This is a genomic window from Mycobacterium sp. (assembly GCF_019247615.1).
GTDB lineage: Bacteria > Actinomycetota > Actinomycetes > Mycobacteriales > Mycobacteriaceae > Mycobacterium.
Window position 1 is genome coordinate 1 of record NZ_JAFBAT010000240.1, and the last position, 7,517, is coordinate 7,517.

Genomic DNA, 7,517 nt, shown 5'->3' on the forward strand with positions numbered 1-7,517 from the left:
TTCGGTCGTGCCGTCGCTCAAGCGGTATGTGCTGGAGATGCGGTTCAAGCCGATGCCGCGCTACGAGCAGGGTGCTGTTGTGCACTCTCCTGCGCACTCCACTGTGCACTCCGGGAACCCCAACAGGTCTCGCCGCACCGCATGTCCCGTCGGCACCCTGTTCATCCAACCCCGGGTCGACACCCGCGACCGGTCCGGCGTACTGCTGGACGACGTGCTGGGTGACTGGTTCGCCGTGCTGTGCTGGAACAACAACCCGCGCACGATCCTAGGTGAGGAAGCGTTCGCGAGCTGGAAAGCCTTGGGGACACGCTTCTTTTCGGTGCGTCCCCAGACGCAGCTGCGCTGGACGGGCCACGATGACCCGGACGTCGAAGTGATCGGCGATAGCGGCGGGGCCCTCAAATCATGGTTCGACACCCACCAGGAATCGGTGTTGTTTCTGCGGCCCGATCGATGCATCGCGGGCGCCTGCATCGCTCAACTCGCGCCCAAGTTGAGCGCCTCGCTGATCGATGCCCTCACCCTTACGCCGGGAGGGGGTGATCCTCAAAGTGACTCTGGCTCTGTGCTGCATGTCGCACAGCCCGCTCCTGAATCTTCCGGGGCCGTCGCGGGACCTGCTTAACGACATCGAGGGCGCGACCGCGCACGCGCGCGACTTCGTCGAAGACTACGACCCGGAGCTGGTGGTCATCTTCTCGCCGGATCACTACAACGGCTTCTTCTACAAGGTGATGCCGCCGTTCTGTATCGGTCTGCGCGCCAAGGGTGTTGGAGACTACGGGACGCACGCCGGCGCGCTCAATGTGCCCGAGACGTTGGCGACTGACTGCGCGGCCGCCGTGTTAAGTTCCGGCGTCGATGTTGCGGTGTCGGCCGACATGGACGTCGACCACGGCACCGTTCAGCCGCTGGAGAAGCTGTTCGGGGACGCCACCGCGCGCCCGGTAATACCGATCTTCGTGAATGCGATCGGTGCGCCGCTGGGCCCGTTGCATCGTTGCCGGTTACTGGGTACCGCCGTAGGCACCTATCTGGCGACCCTCGACAAGCGGGTGTTGGTGATCGGATCGGGCGGACTGTCCCACAGCCCGCCGGTGCCAACGCTGGCGACCGCCTCTCCGGCCGTGCGGGAGCGGATCGTGGACGGCCGGCCGATGACGCGTGAGCAACGGCAGGCCCGGGAAACCGCAACGGCTGACGCGGCGAAAGAGTTTGCGTGCGGTGGCAGTGGCCTGAAACCTCTCAACCCCGTGTGGGACCATCGATTTCTCGAGCTCGTCGACGACGGGAAGCTGGCGGACCTCGACCATTGGTCGAATTCGTTCGTGGACAACGAGGGCGGGACCTCGGCGCAGGAAATCAGAACCTGGCTAGCCGCTTTCGCCGCGTTGGAAACCGCTGGTCCCTACCGGACCGCCGTGCGCTACTACAAGCCGGCCCCCGAGCTGATCGCCGGCTTCGCCATCCGAACGGCAGCATCCAAATGACCGGCGCATCAAGCGACTTCGACGACATCGTCGACGTGCTTGTGGTGGGCTCCGGCGGCGGTGGGATGACGGCCGCGCTCACAGCCAACGCCTGCCGGCTGGACGTCTTGGTGGTCGAAAAGTCATCGTCTTTCGGCGGTTCCACCGCCCTGTCGGGCGGCGGCATCTGGGTTCCGGGGGCGCCGGCGCAACGCCGGGAGGGCTACTGCCCCGCACCCGAAGGCGTCGTCGAGTATCTGTCGAAGATCACCGACGGTCTGGTCAGCGAGGCGCGAATCCGGCAGTACGTCGAATCCGCCCCGAGAATGCTCGAGTTCCTCGAGAACCTCTCCGGCTGGCTCGAATTCGTGTGGAAGCCCGGTTATGCGGATTACTATCCCGAGTTGCCCGGCGGTTCCGAACTCGGCAGCACGATCAATGTGCCGCCCATCGACCTGCGCCGGCTGGGCGACGACGAAGCAAACCTCCTGAAACCCCTGGCGCTTGCTCCCAAAGGGATCTGGCTGGGGCCCAAGGAGCTACGCACGTTCTACCGGATCAGGCAGTCATGGGCCGGCAAAGCAGTAGTCCTGCAGCTGGTGACGCGGATGGTCCGGGCGCGAGTGTTCGGTGAGCGGATGGCCGCAATCGGACAGTCGCTGGCGGCACGACTCCGATTGGCCATGAGGGAACGCGGTATCCCGCTGTGGCTGGACTCGCCCATGGCAGAGCTGCTCACCGACGTCGACGGGTCGGTGACCGGTGCTGTGGTGGAGCGAGACGGCGCGACGATGCGAATCGGGGCGCGCCTGGGCGTCATTCTGGCCACAGGTGGCTTCGACCACGACCTGGCTTGGCGCAAGCAGCTGCTGCCCGAGGTGGACCAGGACTGGAGCTTCGGCAATCCGGCATCGATGGGAGACGGCATTCGCGCCGGCCAAAAGGTCGGGGCCGCAGCCGACTTGCTGGATGAGGCGTGGTGGTTCCCGGCCATCCAATGGCCGGACGGCCGCATGCAGTTCATGCTCAACGAACGAATGATGCCCGCGCAGTTCGTCGTCAACGGTGAGGGCAAGCGCTTCATCAACGAAGCGGCGCCCTACATGGATTTCGGTCACGCCATGATCGACGGCCAAAAGTCCGGGATCACCCACATCCCGTGCTGGCTCATTACGGATCACCGGTCGTGGAATCGCTACGTGATCGGCGGCCATTTGCCGATCCCGAGAATTCCCGGATCGCCGGTGCCGACCGGACGCAGGATGCCGAAGCCATGGCTGGAGTCGGGCGTGGTCAAATCGGCGACGAATTGGGGCGATCTGGCCGGCAAGATCGGCGTCCCTGCACATCAACTTTCCGAAACAGCCCGCCGTTTCAACGAACTCGCGCGCAAAGGCCACGACGACGACTTCAACCGCGGCGATAGCGCGTACGACAACTACTACGGCGATCCCACGCTGCCCAACCCGAACCTGCATCCGCTGGGCGATCCACCATACTACGCATTCCGGGTCGTCCTCGGGGACCTGGGGACGTCGGGCGGGCTGCGGACGGACGAATACGCGCGCGTGCTGCGGGCCGACGGCACCGTGGTGCGGGGACTTTACGCGGTTGGCAACACCGCCGCGCCCGTCATGGGCCGCAGCTACGCCGGCGCCGGGGCGACCATCGGGCCCGCGATGACGTTCGGCTTCGTCGCGGCGAAACACGCTGCGGCCCAAGCGCAACGAACCGTCAGCTCGCACAGTTCGCACAGGAGGTAGCGAATGAAAATTTCCCTGTTCTACGAGTTCGCCCTGCCGCGCCCCTGGGTGCCGGACGACGAGCGGGTGCTGCTGCAGGAGTGCCTCGATGAGGTGGAGGCGGCGGACAAGGCGGGATTCTCCACCGTCTGGCTCACCGAGCATCACTTCCTCGAGGAATACTGTCATTCGACGGCGCCGGAAATATTCTTGGCAGCGGCCAGCCAACGGACCAAGAACATCCGGCTGGGATTCGGCATCATGCATCTTCCGCCCGCGGTCAACCACCCGGCCCGGGTGGCCGAACGCATCGCGACCCTGGACCTGCTCTCCAACGGGCGCGTCGAGTTCGGCACCGGAGAATCCTCCTCGGTCGGGGAGCTCGGTGGATTCAACATCGATCCGGCCGACAAGCGCGCGCAGTGGGAAGAGGCGCTCGAGGTCGCGATCCGGTGCATGATCGAGGAGCCGTTCGCGGGCTTCGAAGGCTCGCATGTGCAGATGCCGGCGCGCAACGTCATCCCCAAGCCGATGCAAAAACCGCATCCGCCGGTGTGGGTCGCGTGCACCCGGCCGGCCAGCGTGCAGATGGCCGCCCAAAAGTGCATCGGCGCTCTGAGTTTCGCCTACACCGGCCCAGGACCGCTCACCGAGCGGGTGAACGGCTACTACAAGGAGTTTGAAGAGAACGGTGTGCCGATCACGCCGAAGATCAATCCGAACATCCTGGCCATTGGCGGCGATCTGTCGATGATGGTCGCCAAGACCGACGAGCAGGCCCTTGAGCGCCTTGGGAAGGGCGGCGGATTCTTTTCGTTCGGGATCATGCACTACTACATGACGGGCGTGCACACGCCAGGGCGAACGGGAGTCTGGAACCGGTATCTCGAAGAGGTCGAGAAGGACCCGACGCTGGCCTACGGGCCCGGGCGCGGCGCCATCGGATCCCCTTCCACCGTGCGGGAATTCCTGCGCGGCTACGAGGAAAGCGGTGTCGACGAGATCATCTTGCTGCTCAACCCGCGCAGCCACGAGGGCACAATGGAATCCATCGAGCTGATGGGCAAGGAAGTCCTGCCGGAGTTCATCGAGCGCGACGAGAAGGCGTTGGCCGACAAAGCCGCGCGGCTGGCCCCCGTGATCGAGAAGGTCGAGGCGCGTCGTCCGGAGCCGACCACACCGGCGTTCGACGAGAATTACTCGTTCGGCGGCCTGCCGACCGGCCGCGGCGGTAAGTTCACCGCCAGCGAGATCCCCGAGGCGATGGCCGAGATCAACGAGGGCCGCGTCCAGGCGGCGCAGCGCCTCAAGGAGCAGGAGCGACGCAATTAAGACCGACCAGCTGTGGCGCTACGACGGCCGCCGTGCGGTGGTGACCGGATGCGCGTCGGGCATCGGCGAGCAGGTGGTCCGGCAGCTCAGCGAACTGGGGGCGGAAGTCGTTGGGCTCGACAAGCGGCGGCCATCTTTGGCGCTAAAGGAGTTTCACGAGCTCGACCTCGCCGATCCCGAGTCGATCCATCGCGCCGTAACGTCGGTCGGCGGTCCGGTCGATGCGCTGTTCAACGTCGCCGGCGTCTCTTCCGGGATCGGCAATCCGGCGTTGGTCGTCGCGATCAACTTCCTCGGGCTGCGTCATGTCACCGAGGCGCTGATCCCGGAGATGCCGGCGGGGTCGTCGATCGTGAGCGTCTCATCGCTCGCGGCGGCGGCGTACCGCGACCATCTCGAGGCGGTGGCGCCGCTGCTGAACACCGCGACCATGCAGGAAGGCATCGAATGGTGCCACTCGCACCCCGACGCGCTGGCCGGTGGTGGATACCAATTATCCAAAGAGGCCATCATCCTCTACACCATGCGAAACGCGGCGCCCCTTGGCGCCCGCGGCATCCGCATTAACTGCACCGGCCCGGGGGTCACCGAAACCCCGATCCTGGAACAACTGCGCACCGCCTACGGACAGCGCTTTCTCGACGCCATACCCAAGCCGTTGGGCCGCGTCGCGGACCCGGCTGAACAGGCATCCGTCCTACTGTTCCTGAACAGCCCTGCGGCGAGCTACATCACGGGACAGGTGTTGTGGGTCGACGGCGGGAATGTGGGCGCGGCGATCGCCCGTGAGATCGACGCTCGTGAAATCGAGGAAGGCGCACCGTGGCCGGTGTAACCGACTTTCGGCGGGTCGCGCGCAATGTCTCGAATTGGGGGCGGTGGGGAGCGGACGACGAGCTTGGCACGCTGAACTTCATCACCGCCGACAAGGTCGCGCAAGCCGCGAGCCTGGTGCGCCACGGCAAGGTGTTTTCGCTCGGCGTGGACTTCGGTTCGTCGGGCCCCCAGGGCGCCTTCGAGTTTCGGCACAACCCCGTGCACGTGATGACGGTGGACGGCGGTGACGTGAACACGCTCATCCGGTACGGGCCGGGCTGGGCGCGCAACCCCCTGGCGCAGCAGTTGAGTCGGTATATGGCCGACAATCCGTTCCGCTTCAACGACGACCTCATCATCATGCCGTTGCAGGCGGCCAGTCAGTGGGACGCGCTGTCCCATGTCTACTACGACGACAAGCTCTACAACGGCTTCGCGGCGACATCGGTAACGAGCATGGGGGCGTACCACTGCGGCATCGACAAGGTTGACGCCAAGGGGATCACGTCGCGCGGTGTGCTGCTCGACCTGGTTCGCCACCGCGGATCCGAGGTGTTCCTCGAGCCCGGAAACCCCATCACCCCAGAGGAATTGGATGACGTGGTTCGCGCGCAGGCGGTGACGGTCGGACGCGGCGACATAGTCCTGATTCGCACCGGTTGGTGGACGAGGTTCATGCAGACCGGCAACAAGATGGAAGGCTACTCCGGGCTGGACTGGCGCTGCGCGTCGTGGTTGCACGATCGCGAAGTCGCGGCGGTCGCGGCCGACAACCTCCAGGTGGAGGACCTGCAATCGGGAGTAGAGGGAGTCTTTCTGCCCCTGCACCTGCTATGCCTGCGGGACATGGGGATGATGTTCGGCGAGTACTGGGACCTCGCAGCGCTCGCGGCCGATTGCGCCGCCGACGGTGTGTATGAATTCCAGCTCATCGCGCCCCCGCTGAGAGTTGTTGGGGCGGTGGGCTCCCCGGTGAACCCGATCGCGATCAAGTAGGGGCGCGATCGATGGAGGTTCGTCGCAAGACGCTATCGGTCGATGGCCTGCATACCAGCTACCTCGAGGCGGGCGAAGGCGACCCGGTGGTGCTGCTCCATGGCGGCGAGTTCGGCGGCTGCGCCGAGCTCGGCTGGGAACGCAACATCGCCGCCCTCGCCTCGCGATACCGCGTTCTGGCGCCGGATCAGCTGGGCTTCGGGCAGTCGGCGAAGGTGGTCGACTTCGTCGACGGCCGTGGGATGCGAATACGGCATGTGGCGCGTTTCTGCGAGGTGCTCGGCGTCGACTCGGCACATTTCGTCGGGAACTCGATGGGCGCGATCAACCTGCTCACCGACGCCACATCGGATGCGCCGCGGCTGCCGATTCGCGCCCTGGTGCTGATCTGCGGGGGCGGGGAGATCCAACAGAACCGGCATTTCGATGCGCTCCAGCAGTATGACGCAACGCTGCCCGCCATGCGGCGCATCGTCGAAGCGCTGTTCCATCACCCGGGTTATCCGGTCGACGACGACTACGTTCGGCGCCGCTACGAGTCGAGCATCGCGCCCGGAGCTTGGGAGGCGGTGGCAGCGGCGAGGTTTCGTCGCCCCCAGGACTCCACGGCGCAACCGTCGTCCACCCCGTCAAGCACGCGACCGTATGAGCGCATCCGTGTGCCGACCCTTGTAGTCGAAGGCGGCGACGACAAGTTGCTGCCGCCCGGGTGGGCCGCTCAGATCGCGAAGCAAATCGAGGGCGGGCGGTCGGTGGTGGTCGACAAGGCCGGTCACTGCCCGCAGATCGAGCGCGCTGCAACGGTCAACGAGTTGCTGCTGGATTTCTTCGGAGCGGTACGAGATCAGAAGACCTGACGTCAGACGACGTAATCCAGCCGGGTCATCATGCCGGCGAATTGGTGGTAGGTGTTGTGGCAGTGCATCACCCACGTGCCGGGATTGTCGGCGACGAGCACGGCCTGGACCTTCTGCTTGGGCAGCACGATGACGGCGTCCTTGCGGGCTCCGAGGCTGCCGTCGGCCTTGATCAGCTGGAAGGTGTGCCCGTGCAGGTGGATCGGGTGATACATCATGGTCGGGTTGTCGAATGTGATGCTCGGACGCTGGCCCTCTCGAACGTGCAACGGGTTCGTCCTGCTGTATGGCTCGCCGTTGAT

Annotated in this window: 7 protein-coding genes and 1 pseudogene; 7 read left to right on the top strand and 1 reads right to left on the bottom strand. The window is 65.4% G+C overall.

The genetic code is table 11. The features are described 5' to 3' along the window. The 7 genes and pseudogenes from JO059_RS16385 to JO059_RS16415 form a co-directional block, all read left to right on the top strand. Window positions 1-628: pseudogene (locus JO059_RS16385) on the top strand (3-(3-hydroxyphenyl)propionate hydroxylase); the annotation flags it as partial. Then, a complete protein-coding gene (locus tag JO059_RS16390; RefSeq protein ID WP_293320520.1) occupies window positions 576-1,493 on the top strand; it encodes a 3-carboxyethylcatechol 2,3-dioxygenase in 918 nt (305 codons plus the stop codon). The pseudogene JO059_RS16385 and the gene JO059_RS16390, both read left to right, overlap by 53 nt. Continuing rightward, window positions 1,490-3,235, top strand: a complete 1,746-nt coding sequence (locus JO059_RS16395) for an FAD-binding protein (protein WP_293320522.1) — start codon at window positions 1,490-1,492, stop codon at window positions 3,233-3,235. The genes JO059_RS16390 and JO059_RS16395 overlap by 4 nt, the downstream gene beginning before the upstream one ends. A 3-nt stretch (window positions 3,236-3,238) precedes the next feature. Further along, a complete protein-coding gene (locus JO059_RS16400; protein WP_293320524.1) occupies window positions 3,239-4,546 on the top strand; it encodes an LLM class flavin-dependent oxidoreductase in 1,308 nt (435 codons plus the stop codon). Continuing rightward, a complete protein-coding gene (locus JO059_RS16405) occupies window positions 4,542-5,381 on the top strand; it encodes a coniferyl-alcohol dehydrogenase (protein WP_293320532.1) in 840 nt (279 codons plus the stop codon). The genes JO059_RS16400 and JO059_RS16405 overlap by 5 nt, the downstream gene beginning before the upstream one ends. Then, window positions 5,369-6,358, top strand: coding sequence for a cyclase family protein (locus JO059_RS16410; RefSeq protein WP_293320526.1), 990 nt, complete (start codon window positions 5,369-5,371; stop codon window positions 6,356-6,358). Before JO059_RS16405 ends, JO059_RS16410 begins: the two co-directional genes overlap by 13 nt. An 11-nt stretch (window positions 6,359-6,369) precedes the next feature. After that, complete coding sequence (locus tag JO059_RS16415) at window positions 6,370-7,215, top strand: alpha/beta fold hydrolase (protein ID WP_293320528.1); 846 nt, start codon at window positions 6,370-6,372, stop codon at window positions 7,213-7,215. 2 nt (window positions 7,216-7,217) lie between these two features. On the opposite strand, the gene JO059_RS16420 is transcribed toward JO059_RS16415, so the two are convergent. After that, window positions 7,218-7,517 (bottom strand): multicopper oxidase domain-containing protein (locus JO059_RS16420; protein WP_293320530.1); only part of this gene is annotated, 300 nt, incomplete at its 5' end.

Coding starts and splice junctions, on each gene's coding strand:
- JO059_RS16395 (WP_293320522.1), top strand. CDS start 1,490: ATGACCGGCGCATCAAGCGACTTCGACGACATCGTCGACGTGCTTGTG.
- JO059_RS16400 (WP_293320524.1), top strand. CDS start 3,239: ATGAAAATTTCCCTGTTCTACGAGTTCGCCCTGCCGCGCCCCTGGGTG.
- JO059_RS16415 (WP_293320528.1), top strand. CDS start 6,370: ATGGAGGTTCGTCGCAAGACGCTATCGGTCGATGGCCTGCATACCAGC.
- JO059_RS16390 (WP_293320520.1), top strand. CDS start 576: ATGTCGCACAGCCCGCTCCTGAATCTTCCGGGGCCGTCGCGGGACCTG.